This window comes from bacterium (assembly GCA_035419245.1).
In the GTDB taxonomy this organism is placed as follows: domain Bacteria; phylum Zhuqueibacterota; class Zhuqueibacteria; order Residuimicrobiales; family Residuimicrobiaceae; genus JAKPUX01.
This window is the reverse complement of sequence record DAOLSP010000002.1, coordinates 466,631-487,762: the sequence shown is the minus strand read 5'-3', so window position 1 is coordinate 487,762 and position 21,132 is coordinate 466,631. Positions and strand designations below refer to the sequence as shown.

Annotated in this window: 13 protein-coding genes; 1 reads left to right on the top strand and 12 read right to left on the bottom strand. The window is 60.9% G+C overall.

The features are described 5' to 3' along the window. The first annotated feature begins 6 nt into the window (after window positions 1-6). Window positions 7-900, top strand: a complete 894-nt coding sequence (locus PLH32_05755; protein ID HQJ64102.1) for a glycosyl hydrolase — start codon at window positions 7-9, stop codon at window positions 898-900. Between the two features lie 46 nt (window positions 901-946). Here PLH32_05755 and PLH32_05750 read toward each other — a convergent pair whose 3' ends face one another. The 12 genes from PLH32_05750 to PLH32_05695 all read right to left on the bottom strand — a co-directional run bounded on the left by PLH32_05750 (window position 947) and on the right by PLH32_05695 (window position 21,112). Then, window positions 947-4,006 (bottom strand): FlgD immunoglobulin-like domain containing protein, encoded by a 3,060-nt coding sequence (locus PLH32_05750; GenBank protein HQJ64101.1) that lies wholly within the window; start codon window positions 4,004-4,006, stop codon window positions 947-949. A gap of 8 nt (window positions 4,007-4,014) precedes the next feature. Then, window positions 4,015-6,042, bottom strand: coding sequence for an alpha-L-fucosidase (locus PLH32_05745; protein ID HQJ64100.1), 2,028 nt, complete (start codon window positions 6,040-6,042; stop codon window positions 4,015-4,017). Window positions 6,043-6,150: 108 nt separating this feature from the next. After that, on the bottom strand, window positions 6,151-7,209 hold the full coding sequence (locus tag PLH32_05740; protein HQJ64099.1) for a PorV/PorQ family protein: 1,059 nt from the start codon (window positions 7,207-7,209) through the stop codon (window positions 6,151-6,153). Between the two features lie 66 nt (window positions 7,210-7,275). Further along, window positions 7,276-10,785, bottom strand: a complete 3,510-nt coding sequence (locus tag PLH32_05735) for a hypothetical protein (GenBank protein ID HQJ64098.1) — start codon at window positions 10,783-10,785, stop codon at window positions 7,276-7,278. A gap of 27 nt (window positions 10,786-10,812) precedes the next feature. Beyond that, window positions 10,813-13,530 carry a TonB-dependent receptor gene (locus PLH32_05730; GenBank protein ID HQJ64097.1) on the bottom strand — a complete coding sequence of 906 codons (2,718 nt, stop codon included), beginning with the start codon at window positions 13,528-13,530 and terminating at the stop codon, window positions 10,813-10,815. Window positions 13,531-13,583: 53 nt separating this feature from the next. Next, entirely contained in the window at window positions 13,584-14,543 is a 960-nt protein-coding gene (locus PLH32_05725; GenBank protein ID HQJ64096.1) for a glycoside hydrolase family 130 protein, read from the bottom strand. Between the two features lie 96 nt (window positions 14,544-14,639). Then, entirely contained in the window at window positions 14,640-15,833 is a 1,194-nt protein-coding gene (locus PLH32_05720) for an ROK family transcriptional regulator (GenBank protein ID HQJ64095.1), read from the bottom strand. A gap of 277 nt (window positions 15,834-16,110) precedes the next feature. Continuing rightward, window positions 16,111-17,130 (bottom strand): LacI family DNA-binding transcriptional regulator, encoded by a 1,020-nt coding sequence (locus PLH32_05715; protein HQJ64094.1) that lies wholly within the window; start codon window positions 17,128-17,130, stop codon window positions 16,111-16,113. A gap of 190 nt (window positions 17,131-17,320) precedes the next feature. Further along, window positions 17,321-18,145 carry a carbohydrate ABC transporter permease gene (locus PLH32_05710; GenBank protein HQJ64093.1) on the bottom strand — a complete coding sequence of 275 codons (825 nt, stop codon included), beginning with the start codon at window positions 18,143-18,145 and terminating at the stop codon, window positions 17,321-17,323. Next, window positions 18,142-19,023 (bottom strand): sugar ABC transporter permease, encoded by an 882-nt coding sequence (locus PLH32_05705; GenBank protein ID HQJ64092.1) that lies wholly within the window; start codon window positions 19,021-19,023, stop codon window positions 18,142-18,144. The genes PLH32_05710 and PLH32_05705 overlap by 4 nt, the downstream gene beginning before the upstream one ends. Before the next feature lie 13 nt (window positions 19,024-19,036). After that, window positions 19,037-20,299: a sugar ABC transporter substrate-binding protein gene (locus PLH32_05700; GenBank protein HQJ64091.1), complete on the bottom strand. Its 1,263-nt coding sequence runs from the start codon at window positions 20,297-20,299 to the stop codon at window positions 19,037-19,039. A gap of 219 nt (window positions 20,300-20,518) precedes the next feature. After that, window positions 20,519-21,112, bottom strand: coding sequence for a hypothetical protein (locus PLH32_05695; protein ID HQJ64090.1), 594 nt, complete (start codon window positions 21,110-21,112; stop codon window positions 20,519-20,521). Between the last annotated feature and the right edge of the window lie 20 nt (window positions 21,113-21,132).

Here is a 21,132-nt window from a genome sequence, read left to right as displayed (position 1 = left end):
GCTGTGATGAAACGGATGGCAACCCTGAGTCTGCTGGCGCTGCTGGTGTTGGTGAGCGGCTGCAAGGACAAGTCGCCGACCAAGCCCGATACCGGTGATGCCGCAACCAAAAGCTGGAAGCGCGGCATCGCCTTCAACCTCGCCACGCCCGCCGATTTTGCGGCGCTCTCGAAAGGTGTGAGCTGGTGGTACAACTGGGCCATCACGCCCAGCAGCAGCGCTCCGGCGGAGTATGAAACGGCCTATGACATGGATTTTGTGCCGATGCTCTGGGGCGGCAATACCAGCGCAACCGACATCACGCGCATCAAGGCCTTCGTCATCAGTCATCCGAAAGTGCAGTACATACTGGTGATGAACGAGCCCAACCTCACCAACCAGGCCAACCGCACCCCAGGCGAGGCGGCTGCCGACTGGATCCGTTACGAACAGGTGGTCCGGGAGCTCGCCGACCTCGGCCGTACGGTCCACCTCGTGGGTCCGGCAATGACCTGGGGCACCATGGCCGGGTACGCCGATCCAGTGGTGTGGCTCGATGCCTTTCTTGCCGCTTACAAGACCGCCAACAACGGCCGGGAACCGCAGATCGACTATCTCGCCTTTCACTGGTACGACTACGGCCTGGCCGGCCAGCTCGACCGGTTGAAGAAGTACAATAAAAAGATCTGGGTCACGGAGATGGCCAACTGGAACAGCCAGATCAACTCCTACGCCAAACAGATCCAGCAGATGACCGAGATGGTGACGGTCTGCGAGAACCGGGCGGACGTTTTCCGTTACGCTTGGTTCTACGGGCGCGGCGGCTTCCCGGACACCCATTATACCTACGTGTTTACCGCCAACGATGGCGAGCTGTCAGTCCTGGGGGAGCACTACCTCGGGCTGCCGTTCAAAAAGTGACCAGCGAGCCGGGTGGGGGCGAGAGCAGGGCGCGAGCCCGGCACGGTCAGCGCAGCAGCAGGATTTTGCGCGACTGCCGCGAATCCCCGGCCTCGAGCCGCACGATGTAGACCCCGGCCGCTGCCGGCTGCCCGGCCTCATCCCGGCCATCCCAGTGTGCCGTGCCCTCCCCCTGCGGCCGGCTGTCTGCGAAGAGCACCCTCACCTCCTGCCCGAGGCGGTTATAGACCGCCAGCCGCGCCCGCCCCGCCTGGGAAAGCGCATAGGTTATAGTGGTGCCGCCATTGAAGGGATTGGGATGATTCTGCTGCAGCTGGAAGCTGAGACTTTGGTCTGAAAGGTAGACCGGCGCATCCAGACTGCCCAGAGTGGCATCGTCCCTGAATCTGAGCGTCTGCAGGCAATCGGTCTGATAGCCGGTGGGGCTGGCCCGAAGGCCCACGAAAAGCGGCTCGTTTTCGGTCTCGCCCACGATGGTGAAATAATGCAATCCGGTCCCGGGGATGGGCACACCATAGCCGCGGGCGCGCCCCTGCTCATCTACGACGCCGGCGATGGCGAAGGGATGGGAGCTGACGATGCGCGCAATCACCACCATGTTGCCGGGGGTGCCGGTTATGACTTGCTCAGACAACGGGGTATCAGGACCCTTTTCCAATGCGGGCTGGGGATTCGGCCACGTGAGGGTGGCCGGCCCGTTCATCAGGATCTTGTACATCGCCCCCGGCTCGAGCAAGGTCAGATCGCCGATCCAGCGGTCCTTCACATACATGGCCGAGTGCTGCTGTCCCTTGATCTGGACGAGGCTGCCGGCGACCGGCGCAAGGGCCGCCGCCACCGGCAGGACAGCATGCGGCAGATAGGCCACCCAGTTCCAACCTTTCTCCAGGGCTAACGGCTGATCGACCGACAGCAGCGGCGCATGCAGGGTAAAATCCTGGGCATCGGCGAGCTGCAGCAGGTAGCCTTTTCCCGCCACGAGATTCTCGAGACTCCCGCTCCACCCTTTTCCGGCCTCATAAACCGACTCTTTTGCAAGGGCTCTGATCTTCAACGCGTTACTCCCCAGGGGCGTGAGCACCTCCCCCACCGCCGTCGTCGCCGGCACCACATTCAGGCCGATCCAGTTCCATCCCGCCGTGCAACGCAGCTCCTGCCGCGTCAGCGCCGAGGTGCAGGCGAACAGCCGCACCGTCGCCGCGAGCTGCTCTACATTGCGGCTGTTCTGCTCGCTGCCGAAGACTGCATACCATCGCTGCGCCGCCGGCAGGCTGAGCCAGCCGTAGCCCTCCAGCGAATCGGGCAGCAGTCCGACACCATTGAAGGCCCGGCCCTCCGAGGCCGCGGCAAAACCCGCCGAGTCGGCAAAGTAGAAATCGACGCTGCCGTCGTAATCCGCCTGGTAGAGCTGGGCGTCACGGCGGACGTCGTCGAAGCGGACCGCTCCGTTGAGGAGCTTTTTCGGCGCAGTGAAGGCGGCCTCGAGGTAATAGTCACCCTCCGCATCTGCCGGGGCAGCGACGGCTGTCCAGCTGGGAGCGGGCTTGACTGCTGTCATTTTGATCTTTTTGCTGTAATCGCTGCCGCTGACGGCATTGGCGACCACCTCTACGACATTGCCCTGCTGCACCGGATAATTGCCGATCGCCGAGGTGATCGTGGCATAGTAGCTCCGGTTCTTGCCGACCATGAAGGTGCACATGCCGCGGTCATCGGTAAGGGCATACATGTCCCACCAGAGTTCGCCGCTGGCGGGGTCCTTGGTGTAGAGATTGACTTCGGCGCCGTCAACAGGCCGGCCAGCCTTGTCGGTGACGTAGAGATCGATGTAGGAGATGCCGCGGGTGTAGCGGTTGGTGACCGAGGTCAGGGCGCCGTCGCTGCGGATCTCGAAGACGGTACCGAAGACCTTGCCCCATTCGAGGTAGTACATCAGCGGATAATTGGTCTCGTTATCCCAGTGGTACCACTGGCCGTCCCAGAACTCGTTCCAGACATGGTCGGTTGAATAGGATGCGACACTGGTGCAGGGGATCAGGGCGGAACGGGCGGCGGCGTTGCGCAGGTCTGACCATTCGCCGCAGCGGCCCATGTGGACGCGGTAGATGCGCACCGGCTGGTGCGGGCGTTCCTCCCGGGAATCGAACGCAAGCGTCCGCTCCATCCAGGTATTGAGGCGCCCCATGGCGGTCACCTTGCCGTCCGGTTTGCCGCGGGTGCCGTCGAAGAGGGCGCCACAACCCGCGAGCAGATCGCGTAGCCGGGGATAGCCGTCATCGGCGTGATTGAGGAGCCAGTCTCGCCAAAAGACCCCGGCGGGAGGCGCAGCCAAGTTGTTGTTGCGCAGGCCGTTGTCCTCCGGAATGGATGGATCGATCCAGGCCGGGATCTCACTGGTGGCGCGGGGGTAGACGATGTACCAGTAATAGACCTCGCGCGGCGCTGTGACCTCGACCAAACTGCCGCCGCGCAACGATTTGTAGCGGGTGGTGGTATAGTAATCCGGATCGCTCGCTGCGGTGCCATAGTCGACCACCTCGACATAATCAAGGGCCACATCGTTGGCATAGATCGAACGGGCGTTTTCGAGAAAGAGGGCCGGTGAGCCGTAGCCGGACATCAGGTACTGGGGTGAGGCATGGGCGACGGCAAAGGCGACCTCGTCGATGAAGGGTTCCTCCGCCTCAAGGATGGCATTGGCCCATAGCGTCTGGTATTCGGGGGTAAGCAGGGTGAAGAGCAAACGCAGGTCCTGTGACAGCCAGTCGGGGGCGCGTTCGGCCGCCGCCCGCGCCGCCTCGTTCAGACCGGCGACGCCGGCGGGCAGGTGGAGCGCAAGGGATCGGGAGGCGGGTTCGTAGGAGACCGCCCAACGCTGCCTGGGCAGCAGGTAGTCGGCGATGGCGACCTGATCGATGAGCACATAATCGGCCGCGTCGACCCGCGCAAGGGCGGGTGCAGGCGCGCTCGGGGCCCCGGGCCGGTAATCGCCGGCGTTGTCGCTCACCCGCCATGCGGCGATGCGGCTGGATTCAGGGATGCCGCGGACCTGCCCGAAGGCGGCTGCGGTGACAAAAAGGAAGAGAGCAGCGATTCGGGGATGCATGACCGCTCCTATTGATGAACATACAACCGGGAGGGCGGCACCGGCTGCTTCGGCATCCCCGCGCCCTGGTACGAGATCTCGAGGAGTTCCGCCCCGCCGTTTTCCATGAAGGCGGCGCGCAGGGCATGGCGGCCGGCGCTCAGGGTGATTTTTCCCTCCGCCTCCCTGGCGCCGTGCAGGCCGTCGTTGTCGACCACGAGCGTCTCATCGATCCAGAGGCGCGAGCCGTCGTCAGAGCGCGTGAAAAAGGTATAGATGCCCGGCTGATCGATCCCGATATAGCCTTCGAAGAGCAGCGCATATTTATCCTCGCGCTGGACCAGCGGGGCGAGGCTGAAATCCCAGGCGCGGCCCTCCCGTGCCGGCTTAAGGCTGGAGAAATCAGGCAAAAGCGGCCACTCGCCCTCATAATAGCGGTAGCGCAGGCCGTTCTCCCGGGCATCGAGGATGCTGATCTCCTGCGCCGCGGTCAGGCTGGGTGTGCAACCGGGCTTGAACGCACGGGCGCGCAGGGTGCTGCTCGTTTTGATGGAAAACGGAGCGGTATAGAGCGGGCTGAATTCATCCGGTTCGCGGCCGTCGAGGGTATAGCGGATGGCGGCATCGGCCGGCTGCGCCGAAAGCGTGATGCGCAGGGGCTTGCCGACACGGATGAAGGAATCCGCCTGGATAACCGGGATCTCGACATAGGGCCTGGCCTGGATGCGGAAAACCCAGGCATGGTCGCAGGGCAAGTGCGGGATCACCGCGACGGGCAGATCGATCGCCAGTGTGCCCCCCTCCTGCCGCCAGGCGAGGTCGCGGTCGAGGCCGAGTAGACGAACCGCCGTGCCGGGCAGGGCCTCGACAGTACCGAGACGCAGCTGCGTACCGGGGTGGCGCAGGCAGATGGCATAGAGAAACCGGCCGTCGGCGCTGCGGGTGAAACGTACCGAATCGCCCTCACCAGGGGTACGGTTGACGCGGCTGCCGTAGATGGCCTCACCATTGATTTTAAGCCATTCGCCCATCTGCAGCAGCCGCTCCTGCATGATCACCGGGATGGTGCCGTCGGCGGCCGGGCCGATGTTGAGCAGGAGGTTGCCGCCGCGGCTGACGATCTCGATCAGCATGTGGATCAGGGATACGGCGGTCTGGTAATCCTCCACCTCCTCATTGCGGTTGAAGCCGAAGGAGCGGCCCATGCCGCGGCACTCCTCCCAGCCGCGGCGCAGAAATTCAACGGAACGCTCGCTGGTCGCGGACTCGTACTCGGTCGAGAAATAGCCGCCGTGTTTGAAGCGGGTCTCGCCGCCCCAGCGGTCGTTGACTACCACATCTTTGGGGGCGGGAGAATCGTTGTAGAGCCAGGCGAGGAACTCCTCGCTGCGCAAGACCTTGCTGTCGTAATCCCACTCGCCGTCGGAAAAGATCAGGGCGGGCTGGTAGCGGCTCACCGCATCCTTGAACTGGGGGAGCAGGTGTTCGGCGACGTAGCGCTGGATGTCATGCCGGTAAAGCGGATTGAACCATTCGAGGAGGGAGTAGTAAAAGCCCATGCGCAGGCCACGCGCCCGGACAGCGGCGGTTAGATCGCCGAGGAGGTCGCGGTGGGGGCCGGTGTCGACGCTGTTCCAGTTCCAGCTCTGGGCGCTGGGCCAGAGGCAAAAGCCATCGTGGTGCTTGGAGGTCAGCACCACATAGCGGGCGCCGGCGCGCGCGAAGAGTTCGGCCCACTTGTCTGGCTGAAAAAGCTCCGCCTTGAAGAGGGGGGCGAAATCCTGGTAACGGAAATCATCGCCGTAGGTGCGGCGGTGCCATTTGTACAGGAAGGTGGAGGAGTCGCTGATGCCGTTCCAGTACCATTCGGCGTAGCCACCCTTGCGGGTGAAGGCGGGCACCGAATAGAGGCCCCAATGGATGAAAATACCGAATTTGGCATCGCGGTACCACTGCGGGGTGGGCCGTGCGTCGAGGGATTTCCAATCGGCCTCATAGCGCGTCTGGGCCGGAGCCACTCCGGCCAGCAGAAGGACGGTAAGGATCAGTTTTTTCATTATTATACCTCAAAATACTAGAGTCACCAGGATGACGCGCGCATAATAAATAGCCTAAAGATCCTGTTGTCAGCCGCTCCACCCTCTGTGCGCCGGTCAGAAAGATCTTTAAAACATCACCATCACCCCGAAGGTGTTGATATTACCCAGCATACCGACATCACGCCAGGCGTAGTCGATCTTGACGCCGGTATTGTGCAGCGTGAACATCTCCACGCCGGCGCCGAAGGTCGGTCCGAACTCGGAATGGTCCATGAACAATGCCTTGTAGCCGCCGCGCAGAAAGAGCCGTCCGAAGCCGGGTGAGGTGAGTGCATACTGCGCGCCGAGATTGATCGACTCGTTGTTGTTGTTCGGATGGATGGCATCGAAGCCCAGGATCAGCTCATGATGATCGCTGTAGAGCGGCGTCACCGAGGCGCCGAGGCGGAAAATTAGGGGCAGCTCCCATTCGGAGAGATGGAAGCGTCCTGGGACATCGCTGAAATTGCCGTTCTCGTCGGTGAGAATGTCGATGGGATGGATCAGGTCGATGCCGTCATAGCGCATGCGCGAGCCGTAATTGGAAATGCTCATGCCGATGTTCAGTCCCTGTTCGCGGCGGCCATTGGGCGAAAAGAAATAGGTATTGATGATGACGCCGAGGTCAATGGCCATGGCTGAGGCGTCGGTGTGCCAGATCGACGAGCGCACATATTTGCCGGCGCCGCCGAAGGAGAACCAGTTGGTCAGCTTGCGGGCATAGGCGAAGCTGAAGGCCATGTCATTGGCCGAGAAAAGCTCGCCGGTTCCCTCCTGCATCGCCATCGTGGTCACCTTCATGTCGCCGTAATTGACGCTGGTGAAGCCGAAGGAGAGGGTGCCGTAGCTGTTCAGGTTGAGGCCGACTCCGGTGAAGGAGGTCTTGATCCCGGCGATCCAGGGTTGATAGACGAAGAGGGCCTGGTTTTTCTTCATCGCCGCCAGCCCGGCGGGATTCCAGTAGAGGGCGGTGAGATCGTTGGCCATGCTCACGTAAGCGTCGCCCATGGCCGATCCGGCGGTGCCGTAACCGATCTCGAGAAAATTGGCCGCGGTGGTGCCGATACGGGTCGGTTCCTGCGCCCGCAGCGGCAGGACCAGGGCCACCGTGCCGATCAGTGCAAGCGCCCAGTGTAGAATTCTCATCAAACACCCTTCAGTTTTTTCCGTATGAATCGTCCGGCGGCCGCTCCCGGCAGCGAGCCAGGCGCCCTATTTGATCACCGCGAATTTGTCAAGCCTTTCGTCACCGGAGGGCGTCCGGACGTGATAAACGTAGACCCCGGCGGCGATCTCGAGCCCCTCGCGGGTGAGCATGTCCCAGTGAACAATTCCGCGCTCCGGGGGATTGTCGACCACAATCTCGTCGACAAAGATGCCGCTGGCGGTGAAGATCCGGATGGTGCACTGCGCCGGGATATGGGTGAACATCAGGACGCGGCGCTGGTTGAGATAGGGATTGGAGATCGCCGTCTCCATGGCGTTGGTGGCGACATAGGGGTTGGGCACCACCAGGATCTGGTCGAGGGCGGAAGCGAGGCTTCTGGTCCCGGCTGCGACGGCCGGTTTGGTCGAGAAGATCAGGGTGTCGGCCGGCGAGAAGGGGCGTTTGAAGCTGACCCGATAGACATCGTTGGGCCGGGGCAGCTCCTCCTCGCTCATGTAACGGCGGAAGTCTATGCTGAAGACGGTGCCCGACCAGTAGACCAGGGGCTTGCCGGTGATACTCTTCTTTTTGATCGTATGTCCGGCCAGGATAATATCCTCGAAACGGTCGAATCGTTTGTTGAGGTTGACGTCATGGACGATGAGATCGAGGCGCTCGTACTGCCCGGTCGAATCGACGGCCTGACGGTTGACGACATAGAAATTGAAGGCCTGTCCGAGCAGGTAGCTCTTCATGGTCTCGCCGTTCACGTCGTAGATATAGGAGCCCTGGTTGAGCTTGCAGACTGTGGCGGAATCGTCGGAGGTGAAGATGATGTCGAAGCTGTAGGGGAAGCCATGCGACTCATAGATGCTGGCCTGGACCTGGAGCGGCCCCTGTCCGGTGATCCAGCCGGTGCGCGCCGCATCGAGATCGCCCAGCTGCGTCGGCACGCTGAAGTGCAGGCGGATGCCGTGGAAGATATCGGTGGTCAACTCGCGTGTGGTGTCATAGTAGCGGTACTGGACCAGTTCCTGACCGTCGTTGACATAGCTCTTGCCGCCATTGAGGAAATGGTCGCCGGGATAGCTGGCGCTGGTTTCACGATAAACCAGCGAATCCAGGGTTTCATCCCAGACCTCGAGGCCGGTGTTGATGGTCACGGCATCGAGCGGATGGCGCATCCCCTTGTTGCGCCGGGCATAGCCGAGGGTGTCGGCGAGGAATTTGACCCGGTAGGAATGATCCGGGAGCACCGCGCTCTGATCGAGGATTTCGACGCTCACGGTACCGCAGCCCTCGATCTGTTTCAGGCCTGCGGCGTCGATCTTCGGGGCGGTATAGCCGGCGGCTTGGACTTCGGGCACCACGATGGTGACGTTCTGTCCAGTGAAGCGGATCGCCTCGTCCTCATCGAGATCGATGACGATATTGTTTTCGGCCGGCATGATCGCTACTTCGAGCCCCTCGATGCCGTAATCATAGGCAGCGAGACCATAGTAATAGGTGCGGCCGTTCTGGACATCGGTGTCGACGTAATAATGCTGCAAGCCGGCGTCGCTGCCGAGATAATAGAGTTCGCCGTTGATGTTGGCAAAGTCGGCCGCGCCTTTCTTGCCGTCGATCAGGTCACACTGGAAGATCGGCAGCTTGCCGACCGAGTTGCCATACATGTCGGTCAGCTTTTCCGCGTCCGAAAAGTACTTGTCGGTTGCCTTGTAAAGCTTATAGCCCTCGAAATCGTTGGTGGCGTTGAGCATAGGCTCGCGGGTGAAGCGGTCGGAGGTATCATCCCAGCTCAGGATGACGCGGCCGTCGCCGGGAGTGGCCTTGAGCACCGGCATGAGCGGCGGCTGGGCAAAGCGGTAGTCGCTCTCGTAGATGAACTGGACGATCTTTTTCTTCTCGAAGAGTGAGGGGGCGGAGTGCGCGGGGGAGTTGAGTCCCGATAACTCCTCATAGGAGTGGAGTTCGGAGATTGAAATGCGCTCGGTCAAGCCGCGAGGGAGGCGGAAAGTGCCGGCGCCGAAGGTCATGATCAGGTTGGCCAGTTCGCCGAAATACTCCTCGAGGCGGGGCGAGGCGATCTGCAGGTAGGCCTCCTTGTCGTAGGCAGCGAAGGGCGGCTCGTTCTCCTGCGGGTGATGCAGCATCTGGAAACCGGTCAGGCCGATCATGTCCGATTCAGAGATGTCGGTAAGGGCGAAATTAGGCTCGCAGCCGAGGCCCTCGACGAAGTCGGGGCGGTGATTGCACTCGCTGCCGTCGGCATCCGGGCCGCGGTAGTTGAGGTCGGTGGGAGCGACGCCGTCGGTGCCGACGTCGCAGCCGAAATCCTCGCCCAGGTCATATACGCCGTTATGGTTGGCGTCCTTGCCGTCCGTCCAGTCCTGGTCCTCATCGGCATCCCAATGGTTCCTGAGCTGATCCTCGGCCCGGCCGTACCATTCCAGGAATTTGGCCAGATCGGTGATGCCCTCGGTCGGGCCGATCAGCCGGGTGGCGACGTTGTCGCGCCGTTCATCGGTGAGACCGTCATCATCGTTGTCGAGGCCGTCGTTCCAGCTGCCAGGACTTTCGAGGAAGGCCATGCCGAGGATGCCGGTGCGCACGCCGCCGATGCCGATGCCGTCGTAATCCCAGGCGTAGGCGATGTCATCATACTTGTCGAAAAAGCCGATGTCATCGGATTCGCCCTGATTGCCGCGGTGGCCGATGCCGGCATCGAGCAGATAGCCAAAGGCGACGTTGGCAAGGTCATAGTCGGAGATGTTGGAGATGTCATATTCCCAGAATATGGCATCGCGGGTCTGGGGATTGTTCCACTGGTAACCGCGCTGTTTGACGCGGATGCCGAGGCCGCCCCAGGGCTCGCCGGCCTGGATGGTGACTCCGGGATCCTTATAGCCGATCTTGTAGCCGGGGCGGGGATAGTATTTGATCGGAGCCTTGGGCTGGACGTACTCGAGATCCTGCGCATCGTTGGCGACGAAATAGGTCTCGAGATCCGCATACTTGATGCCCCGGCCAAAGCGGCCGTCCCACTCTCCCGGCCATTTGAGGGTTTCGCCCGCCGAAGGCCAGCCCTGGGCCGGCCAGGAGTCCTCGCGGTTGCTCATCGCCGGATATTCGCTGTTAGGATTAAAGTAGCCGAAAACCGGGTAGAGACCCCAGCGGATGAGGCCGTCGGGGGTATAATCCATGCCCATGCGGTAGCTGGTCTGACAGAAAAAGAGTTCCTTGAGGTCGCTGCGGCTGGCGATTTCGGCCGGATCGGTAACCGGATTCGAGTCGCCGGCGATGTGCACCTTGGCGGCGATATAGAGGGCAATACCATCGTGCATCCCGGTGCCGGTATAGTCGTTGGGCCATTTGGATTGGTCAAAATTGGGCCAGTTGGCCAACTCGGTGGTGTTCTTGAAGTAGAGCAACACCCGGTTGCCGTTCATCCAGCCTTCGCGGATGGCGGCGATGTCGCCGGCTGGGTCGTCGGGCCCGTCGTACTTGTGGCCCTGTGCCCGGAGTACTCCCGGCAGGAGGAGCAGAAGGAAAAAGAGTCCACGGAAACGCTTCATGCGGTATGTCCTCAAGTCAGGGAAGGACTAAAAGACCATCTCGAGTCCCAATTTGACCAGACGCGGGGTGCTGTACATGGTCGGATCGTGGATGCGGTCCTCGTAGGTATTGAAATCGCTGTGATGGCTGGCCCGGTCGGTCGCGCGGATGATGGCGGTATAGGCGCGGCCGGTCGTGCTGTTGACCCAGCTATCGTTCAGGGCGTCGAGCAGGTTATAGACGAGCAGGGTAGCGCGCAGTTTGATGCCGGCAAAGCGCAAGAGATCGGCATGGCCGCTGAGGTCGACGCTGATGCTGCTCGGGATATGCTCGTTGTTGGGATAGAGATTGACGCGCGAGAGCGGGCTGTCGGAGAGCGGGCTCCAGGTAAAGGGGCTGCCCGAGTTGTAGTAAACCGTCATGGTCGCGCCGTAGCGCGGCATGGCATAGCCGATGGTCATGTTGGCGGTATGGCGCTGGTCCCAACTCATCGGAATCATCTTGTTGACCGGATCCTGCTTGGCGCCGGCGCGGCTGAAAGTGCTGGTCGGCGTGTCCGCATTGCCGCGGCTGAACTGGAGGGTATAATTGGCCACCACCGAGAGGCGCCCGGTGATATACTCGTACTTGAGCTCGAGGCCGCGCGCATTGGCGTAATCCTTGTTGCTGTAAAGACCGTAGCGGATTTGGTTGTAGGTGGTGAGCACCCGGGCGCTGAGCAGGTCATAGATATCCCGGTAAAAGAGCGCCACCTCGAGGCTCATGTTCGGGATCAGCTCCTGCCAGAGGCCGACCTCGTACTGGATTGTCCGCTGCGCGCGCACCTGGGGATTGCCCATCGTGGTGGAGTAATCATCGGCCGGCACCAGGCGGGCGAAGTTGTCGTACATCGCATAGAGAGGCGGCATCTGCATGAAATGACCGTAGCCGAAACGCAGGAGGGCGGTCTTGCCGAGCTGATACGAGATGCCGAGGCGCGGGCTGATCTGGTACTTGGGATCCGCCGTGACCGGATGACTCATCCTTTCCGGGTTGTCCGGAAAACTGAGCTGATTGGAGGGATTGCGCCATTGGGAGGGGTAGGTGATCTTCGGATCGAAGTAATCGAGGCGCACGCCCAGGTTGATCACCATCTCGGCGAACTCCATCTTGTCCTGGAGATAGGCGCTCAGTTCGACGGGTTTGACCTTGTAGTATTGATGCCAGAGGGTTGAATCGGGCATGATCATCGGCTCGTAAAAGAGATAGCGCCGCCGACCGGTCGCGGGATCGATCTCCCAAAGATTCTCGTAGGCGGTGCCGTAGTATCTGTTGCGGATGGTGTAGGACTCGTTCTCGAGGATTTTGGCGGAGTACTGCGCGCCGCCCTCGAGACTGTGCTGGGGGTGCAGCTGCCAGACGAAATCGCCCTTGGCGGTATAATCCTGGAGGGTGCGCTCGCTGTGGCCCTTGCTCTGGCCGCCGGTGGAAAAACCCGGTCCCTCACTGCGCGAATAAAGGTCATGGATGTAGCGTTTGTCGTAGGGATTCTTGAACAGGTAGCTGGCATTGTAATCGGAGACGTAGGAGCCCTTGAGTTCATAGAAGGCCCTCTCCGAGAGCATATGGTTAAGCTGAAATGAAGCAAGATGGGAAGTATGATAACCGGTTCCACGACCGTCGGGATTGTATTTCATGCTGTGGCTGTAACCCTGGCCTTCATCGTCGTTGAGAATATACTGAAGCGAGGTCTTGATCTTTGCCGTCGGCCGCATCGTCAGCTTCCCCCAGACGTTGAGGTTCTTCGCGGTATTCATCGCCACATAGGCATTGTCTCCGGTATGTTCGCTGTACCACTGGGTCGAATCGGCGGAGGTATAGTCGCTGTAATTGTCCGGTTCGAAGCGGCGGATGCCGTTGAGATGGCCTTTGTTGTTCTGGTAGCGGAGGTTGCTGGCGAAGGTGAGGCGGTCGCCGAGGATCGGTCCGTTGAGGGCGAACTGGAAATCCTTGCGACGGGCGAAATCGCTGTCCTCGAGACCGATGAAGATATCCTTGTGCGGGGTGAGATAGTTGCCGAAGCCGATGGAAGCCGAGCCGTGATAGCGGCGGCCGCCGTCCTTGGTGACGGCGTTGACGACGCCGCTCATGGCGTTGCCATATTTGGCGGAAAAGATGCCGGTGATGACCTCGAGGTCTTCGACGACATCCTTCTCCACATCGACGGTGCAGCCGCCGCGGCCATAGGACTCGTCGACCTGCATGCCGTCGATGAGGTAGGTGACCTCATCGCTGCGGCCGCCGCGGAAATGGCCGAGTACCACTCCAGGCTGCATCGCTACAACCGCGCTGACCGACTCGGTCGGCAGGATCTCCATCTGGCTGGAGGAGACATTGCGCACCGAGCTGGTCTGGTCCTTCTTGACCGCGACGCGGTCGGCTATGACTGTCACCTCCTGGCCGCTGAGCACGGTGGCCTTGAGCTTGGCGGTGACCTCGAAGGTGCGGTTGACCGAGACGCGCACGTTCTGCAGGCGCAGGGTCTCATAGCCGACCATGGAGATGCGCACCGTATAGGTGCCGGGTTCAAGGTTGATGATGAAAAAGTCGCCGTTGAGGTCGGCGGTCGCCCCCCGGCTGGTGCCTTCGAGGAGGATGTTGGCGCCGGTCAGACTCTCTCCGCTCTGGGCGTCGGTGACCTTGCCGGCAATTTTGCCGGTGGTTTGCGCCGGCAGCGGACTGACGAAGAGCAGGCAGAGCAGGGAGGCCATCAGGTATTTGGCCATTGTGAAGGTCCTCAGGTCGATGAAAGGCATCATCAGGGCAGCCGCACGGCGCCTCAAGCCGTCGCAGCTTCGATCAAATCGGCGACCCGCCCGGTGACGAGGCCGACCGCGGTGTCGGCGGCGCCGTAGTAGAGCCGGAAGGGCGAGTCAAAACGGGCAAAACCCTGGTCGTCGTAGGCCTCGACGACGAGGCCGGAGGGAAAGACGACATTGGGAACCTGGCCGGTAAGTTCCCAGCTTTCGCGCGGCTCGAGGATGTTATAGCGGCTGCGCGCCAGGAGTTTGCAGGGATTCTGCAGGTCGAGGAGCATCACCCCTGCCTGGTAGATATTCGCACTGGCGAAGTGGGTGGCGACACCATGATAGAGGGCGAGCCAGCCGGCGCGGGTCTTGACCGGTGGCGGGCCGCTGCCGATCAGCTCATCCCAATAGTGAAACCGGCCGGAGGCCACCTCCCCGACCGGGCTCCACGAGAGCAGGTCGGGCGACGCGGAAAGGAGGATGGTGCTGCCGCTGGCCGGGCCGTTCTCGAGCTGGACGCGGTTGGGGCGTTCTAGGCGGAGATAAAGGTTGTCGAAGCGTTCGGGAAAGAGCACGCCGTTGCGTGTGTCCTCGCTGCTGGTGATGCCAAGAAAATCGAATCGGGAGAAATCGTCGGTGACCGCCAGACCCAGGCGGCAGCCGCCCTCCATATCCATGGCGAACATGAGATAGAAGCGGCCTTCGAGGGGGGTGATGCGCATGTCGTAGCAGTGAAAGACGGGCTGGGTGACTTTTTCGAGGCCGCGCAGGGTGATTTCGGGGGCCGCGACGGTGAAATGGACGCCATCGCGGCTGCGGGCGGTCAAGGTATAGGTCTCGCGGCCGCGGTTCTGGACACGCAGCAGCAGGATGGTCTCGCCGCGGAAGAGCACGGCACCGGGATTAAAAACCGCGGAGACGTCGGTCAGATGGGGCGGATAATTGGGAATTTGCTGCCGGGTCAGGACGGGATTGGAGGGGTGCCGCTGCATCAAGGCCTCCGTCAAAGCACTGTTAGTTTTTTTGTTGAAAAAATAGATCAGCTGCTAAAAAGACCCAGCCGTAGCTGGGCCTCATCAGGGCCTTGCTTAAAGTAGACTTTCGCTCTGCAGCAAGGGCCCATTAAAGATGGTCTGCAGGATCAGCGTCGTCGCACCCATCGCCACCGCATCCACCACGGTCGAGGTCTCGATCTTGACGTCGAGATCCTTCATCACCATGCCCCGCGTATCCAGGTAGAGGGCATTGCGGACGGGATTCAGCAGTAGATCGCCGACTTTACTCACTTCGCCGCCGAGCAGGACCATCTCGGGATCGAGCAGATTGATGATATGGGCCAGATCCCGGGCGACAATCCGGCCCAGTTCCTGGAAATAGCGGATGGCCAGGCTGTCCTGGTTCTGCGCGGCGTCGATCAGCTCCTGCAGGGTGATCTTTTCCTTGCGCAAGGTGCGGCCATTGAGTATCACCTCCTCGCCGAGTTCCGGGGCGACCTGCTCGAGCATCTGTTTGATAGAAATCGGTTGCGGGGCAGTCTCACCGGCGAACATATGGGCGCCGCGATAGATCCGGCCTTCGAGGCAGAGTCCATAGCCGACGCCGAAGACCTGCTGGTCCATGACCAGGAGCATATAGATCAACTCATTGATATTCTTGCCCTTACCATACCATTTTTCGCACATGACGGCGGCATTGGCGTCATTTTCGATCAAGATGGGGAAATCAAAATGCTTCTCGAGGGCCGCCTTGAGAGGAACAGGCCCCTCACCCAGAAGGGCGGTTCGGACGATGATGCCATTGCGGTAATCCACCAGCCCGGAGACCCCGATGCCCATGCCGAGGAGGTTCTTGCGGCTGATCTTTTGCGGGGTCAGCAGGGTATCGACAATCCGGAAGATAGAGGCGTTCAACTCCTCGAGCGTCATCACCCCCTCCACCGGCAGGGCGCTGCGGGCGAGGACGCGGGAATTGAGGTCAATCAGCACCCCGTTCACCTCGTTGAGTTCCACCTGCAAGCCGATGATATAGCCGTAATTGCCGCAGATCTCCCAGAGGGTGGGCTTGCGGCCGCCCTGGACCGAAGAAGCGCCGGTACCGGATTTGAAGATCAGCCCCTTTTTCTCGAGATTGCGCAGGATGCTCATGATGGTCGAGGGGCGCATGCCGGTAATCTTGGCCAGATCGGCGCCGTAGATAGGTCCGCGCGTGCGGATGAGATTGAGGACGATATGACTGTTGAGGTTTTTGACGAGACGATAATCGCCGGTGATGATCTTCTTCATGACATCACTCCGCCCTTCTTCCGGTTCCGGTCTGGCTGGACTGCTGCGGCCCTTCGATGCCGGCATAATCTGGCTTGTTTTTTTTCTCGCAAAAAATACTAATCAATATATTCCTTTTTTCAAAAACAGTCAACACTCTTTTTCCCTTTTTTCACACCCCGCCCTCCCTGAATGACAAGAGCCTGCAGATATGCTTCTGCAGGCTCTCCCGTCGGCCGGGTCCTCCTCACCCCGCGCGTCGGTGCAGCGGAGAGGGGCCCTGCGACACCCCCGGCGTTCAGTCCGGCATGATAACGGCTGCACCGTCGCAGCCGCAGCTGCCTCCGATCACCAATCCCGCGGCCAATTCCTCATGGTGCGGCGCCTCCGGATCCACCTCGCCGTTGATCATTTGCAGGAGGTACCGGACCGCTTTGCTCGCCAGCTCCGCGATCGGCACATGCACGGTGGTGAGGCGCGGCGTGAGCAGCTGGCTGAGAAAAATATCATCGAAACCGGCCAGCGCGACATCCTGTGGGATGCGCAGGTGCAGGCTGCGCGCCGCCTGGTAGGCCCCCATGGCCATCATGTCATTGGCGGCAAAAATGGCTTCGGGCTTCTCCCGCTGGCTCATCAAGCGCATAAAGGCGTAATAGCCGGAGCGGGCGCTGAAATCGCCGGGGATGATAAACTGCTCGTGGAGCGGCAGATCATGATGATGAAGGGCTTCCCGGCAGCCGTTCAGCCGCTCCTCGGCATCGCTGTTGCCCCGCGGCCCGGTGATCATGCCAATGCGCCGGAAGCCATGGCCGAACAGATGCTCGAGGACGGCGACAGCCCCCTGGAAATTGTTGATCTTGAAATAGACAAACTCCTCGGCCTCAGGGGGCGGATTGAGCAGAACCATCGGCCGGCGGCTGCGGCGCAAGGTATTGATCAGACCATTCTTGCCCTCCGGGGCCATCAGGATGACGCCGTCCGCCCGGCCGCTGCCCATGAACTCGAGCAGCGTCTCGGCGATGTCGCGCTCGGTATGAAAACTCGAGACCAGCAGGAAGCGCTTGGCCCGATAGGCCTCTTCATCAACGCCGCGAATGATGTCCATAAAAAACTCGTCGGCCATCTCCGGCAGGATCAGGCCGATGGTATCCGTCTGCTGCGTCGAGAGGGAACGCGCGATGGGGTTGGGTTTGTACTGGTACTCGCTGGCCAGCTGCAGAATGCGCGCCCGCGTGGCCTCCTTGACCGGTCCACTGTTGTTGAGGGCGCGCGAGACCGTAGCGATAGAGACGCCGGCCAGCGCGGCTATTTTATGCATATTGACCACGACATCGCCTCGAACAGATTGGCATGGAAAACGGTTACATTTTCTATAATGTATCGGTTTTGCCCCAAGAATGCAAGAGAATTATCGCGGCGCAAGCGAAGGGGTGGAGTAGGTTGGGGCGATTGGGCGCGAGGGAAGGAGCAGCGGGATAAGAGGCGGGGTGGGTGGGCGCGCAAAAAAACTACTCCTTCAAACCGCCCATCAGGATCCCCTGAATGTAGTACTTTTGCAGGCTAAGGAAAAGCACCAGAATCGGTACAATGGTCACCACGGCGCCGGCCATCATCAGCTCGGGATCAGGCGCATGCTCGCCCATAAGATTGGCAATCGCCACCGGCAGGGTGTACATCTCCTGACGGTTCAGGACGATCAAGGGCCAGAGAAAATCATTCCAGGTGCCCATGAAAGTGAAGAGCGCCAGGGTCACCAGGATCGGCTTGGCCAGCGGCAGGATGACGGTCCAGTAGATGCGCAAATCCCCGGCACCATCGATGCGCGCCGCCTCGATCAGGCTGTCGGGCACCCCCTCGAGGTACTGTCGGATGAGAAAAATGCCGAAAATACTTGCCATCCCTGGGATGATGATGCCAAAATAGCTGTTGAGCAGGCCCATCTGCTTGAGCAGCAGAAAGACCGGCAGCATCGTCACCTGGCCGGGGATGACCAGCGACGAGAGCAGCAGTCCGAAGAGCGCCCGCTTGCCCCTGAAGGCATACTTGGCGAAGGCATAGCCCGCCAGGGAGTTGACGAGCAGGCTGACCAGCGTCACCCCGCCGGCAAGGATCAGGCTGTTGAGAAAATAGCGGCTGATCTGCAGGCGCTGCCAGAGCGTCATGTAATGCTCCAGGCTCCAGCGCGAAGGCCAGAAACGCGGCGGAAAGGTGCTCGCCTCACCGCCCGGCATAAAGGAGGCCATGACCATCCACCAGAAGGGCAACAGAACCACAGCCAATCCGAGCAGCATGATCAGATGCAAGGCAGCGCCTTGTAACCATTTTTCCTTCATGCCGTCGCCTCCCGCCGCCGCGCCGCCATCTGTGCCAGGGCCAGAAAAAAGATGATGAAAAAGAGCATGAAGGCGATCGCCGAGGCATAGCCCATCCGCCACCAGCGGAATCCCTGCTGGTAGAGGTAAAAAACGACGCTGAGGGTGCTGTTGACCGGCCCTCCCTGGGTCATGACATAGGACTCGGCGAAGAACTGAAAGTAACCGATGATCGTCATCAGGGTGACAAAGAAGGTCGTGGGGGCGAGTTGCGGCAGGGTGACATGCCGGAACTGCCCCCACCAGCCGGCACCGTCAAGCCGCGCGGCCTCGTAGAGATAGTCGGGGATGGTCTGCAGCCCGGCGAGAAAAATCATCATGTAATAGCCGAAATTCTTCCACACGGCCAGAAGAATCAGCGCCGGCATGGCCCAGACCGGATCCCCAAGCCAGTTGACCGGCCCGATCCCGGCAAAGGAGAGCAGATAGTTGAAGAGGCCAAACCGGGGATGATAGAGATAACGCCAGACCACGGCCACGGCGACCAGCGAGGTGATGACCGGGGTGAAATAGCCGAGGCGGAACCAGTCGCGCAGCCGGAGGCGGCGGCTGTTCAGGCCGAGGGCGGCCAGAAGGGCAGCGAGGATCGTCAACGGCCCACCCGCGAGGACGAAATAGACTGTATTGCCAAGCGCCTTCCAGAAAAGCGGATCCCGGAGAAGGCGGCTGTAATTCTCCACTCCGGTCCAGCGCGCCCGCGAGAAATGTCCCAGGGCGTAGATATCAAAATCGCTGAAGCTGAGCAGCAGCGAGGCCAGGGCAGGCAGGAAGAAAAAAACCAGGAGGGTCCCCAGGGCCGGGGCCAGAAAAAACCAGGGGATCAGGGTGTTGCGTTTCATCCTCCTCCCTCCCCTAAAGCAGCTGCCGCGCGAGCATCCAGCGGCGTTTTTCGAGAATGCGGTCGACGTCTCGGTCCAGGCGAACCACCGCCTCATCGAGGGTGAGGCGGCGGTAGATGACCTGCTCGAGATATTCCTGCATCTTGACCGCTACTTGTTCCCATTCGGCGATGCGCGGGGCGGGTAATACCTGTTCGAGCTGGCGGTAAAAGCCCTGGATTTCGGTGTCGGCGGCGATCTCGGGAAGCTGCCATGCGCGCCGGACGGCCGGCAGGTCGCGGGTCAGTCTGAAAAAAGCCTGCTGCGTCCCGATGCTGGAGAGATAACGGATAAATTTCCAGGCGGCTTCGGGGCGACGGCACTGATTAAAAATCACCAGGCTGGCGCCGCCGGCGATCGAGGCGCCGTTGCGCCGTGCCGGGAGCGGCGCTGCGCTCCAGCGGCCGCTGAGAGCGGGGAGCCGTTTGCGGATCTCATTAACATTCCAGGGGCCGGTGACCATCATCGCAAAAACGCCGTCGTTGAAGCCCTGAAAAATATTGGCCACCTCGCTCATATTGATGACCGCCAGGGTATCATGAAAAAAGGAGATATAATAGCGCAGCGCCTCGAGGGTGGCGGGCTCGGAGAAAGCGCCGAAGCAGTCGTTATCGCGGAGCAAGCGGCCATTGTTCTGCAGGATAAGGATCGCGGGGACCTGCCAGTCGTTGAAAATGGTCGAGAGGAAGAGGGCATAGCGGCCTGGGTGCTGGCGGACCAGGCGGCAGCTGACGTCGCGCCACTCGTCCCAGTTGCGCGGCGGCCGGGTGTATCCGGCCCCGGCAAGAAGATCGCTGCGGTAGAAGAGCAAGCGGGTATCGACATACCAGGGGATGCCGTAGACAGCGCCCTGGATGACATTGGTCTCCCAGATGCCGGGGAAGTAGCCGCTGCGGGTAATGGCGGAATCGGCGAGGAAGGAATCGAGCGCGCGGATGGCGCCGATGGCCTGGAATTCGGGTATCCAGGTATTGCCAAGCTGGCAGAGGTCGGGCTGAGAGCCGCCGGCAAAGGCGGTGAGGAGAAGATCGTGAGCGGCACCCCAGGGGATGTTCTGCACCCGCACCTTGATCTCCGGATTGTTTTTATAAAAGTCCGGCAGCAGGCGCTGGATATTCTCTCCTTCGGTCCCCATCGCCCAAAAATCGAGGACGGTCTTCGCGGTGTCCGCGCGGCGGCAGGCGAGGCCGAGAGCGATGAGGACGATCGGCAGAGCGAACAGGGCATACCGGCGCATGCAGGCCTCCAGGGAGAGCGGATGTAACCGTTTACATGATAAATTTAGCAGAAAATGAGCCAATGTCAAGGGAATTGTTGCGGTGAATCAAAAAAGTAGCCAGGAGGAAGCCCTGCGGGAAACAGGAACGCCGCCGGCATGCGGCCGCGCAAGCGCCAAAACAGCAAAGGGCCGGCGCCGCCCTCCTCGTACGCCGGCCCCGACTGCCAGAAGAACGGGTTATTCGGTGCAGTCCTCTCCGCCGATGAAATCGACCACTTCGACGCATTGATCGTAGCGGACTGTGGCGGTGATCTTGAAATCGATCTCCACCTTGATCTGCTGCCCGGCGGGGTCACTGTCTCCGGTCAGCCCCACCTCGATATCGGCATCATTGACTTTCTTCACCTGGTCATTAATCTTTGCCTTGAGCCGGCTCACGCCCGACTCGATCAGGGAATTCAAGCCGGCATAGGGCGCATCTACGGCGATCAACGTGATCGATTTTTTCTCGAAGAGCAGCAGTGGTTTGCCCTTGTCGACCACATAGCCTGAGAGTTTGAGCCATTTGGCCTCGTTGCCGGTCAGCACCCGCACCTTGATCTGCAGCGATTCGATATCCACACCGGTGATCGTGCCGTTTTCGGGTACATTCAGAGCGTTGCGCACATCGGCCGCCCTGATCCGGTCGGTCCCGGCGAACTCGCCTTTCTGGTTAACCGACACCACCGCGATCTTTTTAAGCGGCACGACAAAGTGAAATAGTTTTTTTTGACAGCCGCAGGCCAGCAGCCCGGCGCTGATCATCAGAACCATAAGGATTCGCCGTTTCATATCTCCTCCGTATTTCTCAC

Excerpts from the sequence above, each read along its gene's own strand:
- PLH32_05720 (HQJ64095.1), bottom strand. The coding sequence starts at position 15,833 with ATGAAGAAGATCATCACCGGCGATTATCGTCTCGTCAAAAACCTCAAC.
- PLH32_05750 (HQJ64101.1), bottom strand. The coding sequence starts at position 4,006 with ATGCATCCCCGAATCGCTGCTCTCTTCCTTTTTGTCACCGCAGCCGCC.
- PLH32_05740 (HQJ64099.1), bottom strand. The coding sequence starts at position 7,209 with ATGAGAATTCTACACTGGGCGCTTGCACTGATCGGCACGGTGGCCCTG.
- PLH32_05710 (HQJ64093.1), bottom strand. The coding sequence starts at position 18,145 with ATGAAGGAAAAATGGTTACAAGGCGCTGCCTTGCATCTGATCATGCTG.
- PLH32_05755 (HQJ64102.1), top strand. The coding sequence starts at position 7 with ATGAAACGGATGGCAACCCTGAGTCTGCTGGCGCTGCTGGTGTTGGTG.
- PLH32_05705 (HQJ64092.1), bottom strand. The coding sequence starts at position 19,023 with ATGAAACGCAACACCCTGATCCCCTGGTTTTTTCTGGCCCCGGCCCTG.
- PLH32_05700 (HQJ64091.1), bottom strand. The coding sequence starts at position 20,299 with ATGCGCCGGTATGCCCTGTTCGCTCTGCCGATCGTCCTCATCGCTCTC.
- PLH32_05730 (HQJ64097.1), bottom strand. The coding sequence starts at position 13,530 with ATGGCCAAATACCTGATGGCCTCCCTGCTCTGCCTGCTCTTCGTCAGT.
- PLH32_05725 (HQJ64096.1), bottom strand. The coding sequence starts at position 14,543 with ATGCAGCGGCACCCCTCCAATCCCGTCCTGACCCGGCAGCAAATTCCC.
- PLH32_05715 (HQJ64094.1), bottom strand. The coding sequence starts at position 17,130 with ATGCATAAAATAGCCGCGCTGGCCGGCGTCTCTATCGCTACGGTCTCG.
- PLH32_05735 (HQJ64098.1), bottom strand. The coding sequence starts at position 10,785 with ATGAAGCGTTTCCGTGGACTCTTTTTCCTTCTGCTCCTCCTGCCGGGA.
- PLH32_05745 (HQJ64100.1), bottom strand. The coding sequence starts at position 6,042 with ATGAAAAAACTGATCCTTACCGTCCTTCTGCTGGCCGGAGTGGCTCCG.
- PLH32_05695 (HQJ64090.1), bottom strand. The coding sequence starts at position 21,112 with ATGAAACGGCGAATCCTTATGGTTCTGATGATCAGCGCCGGGCTGCTG.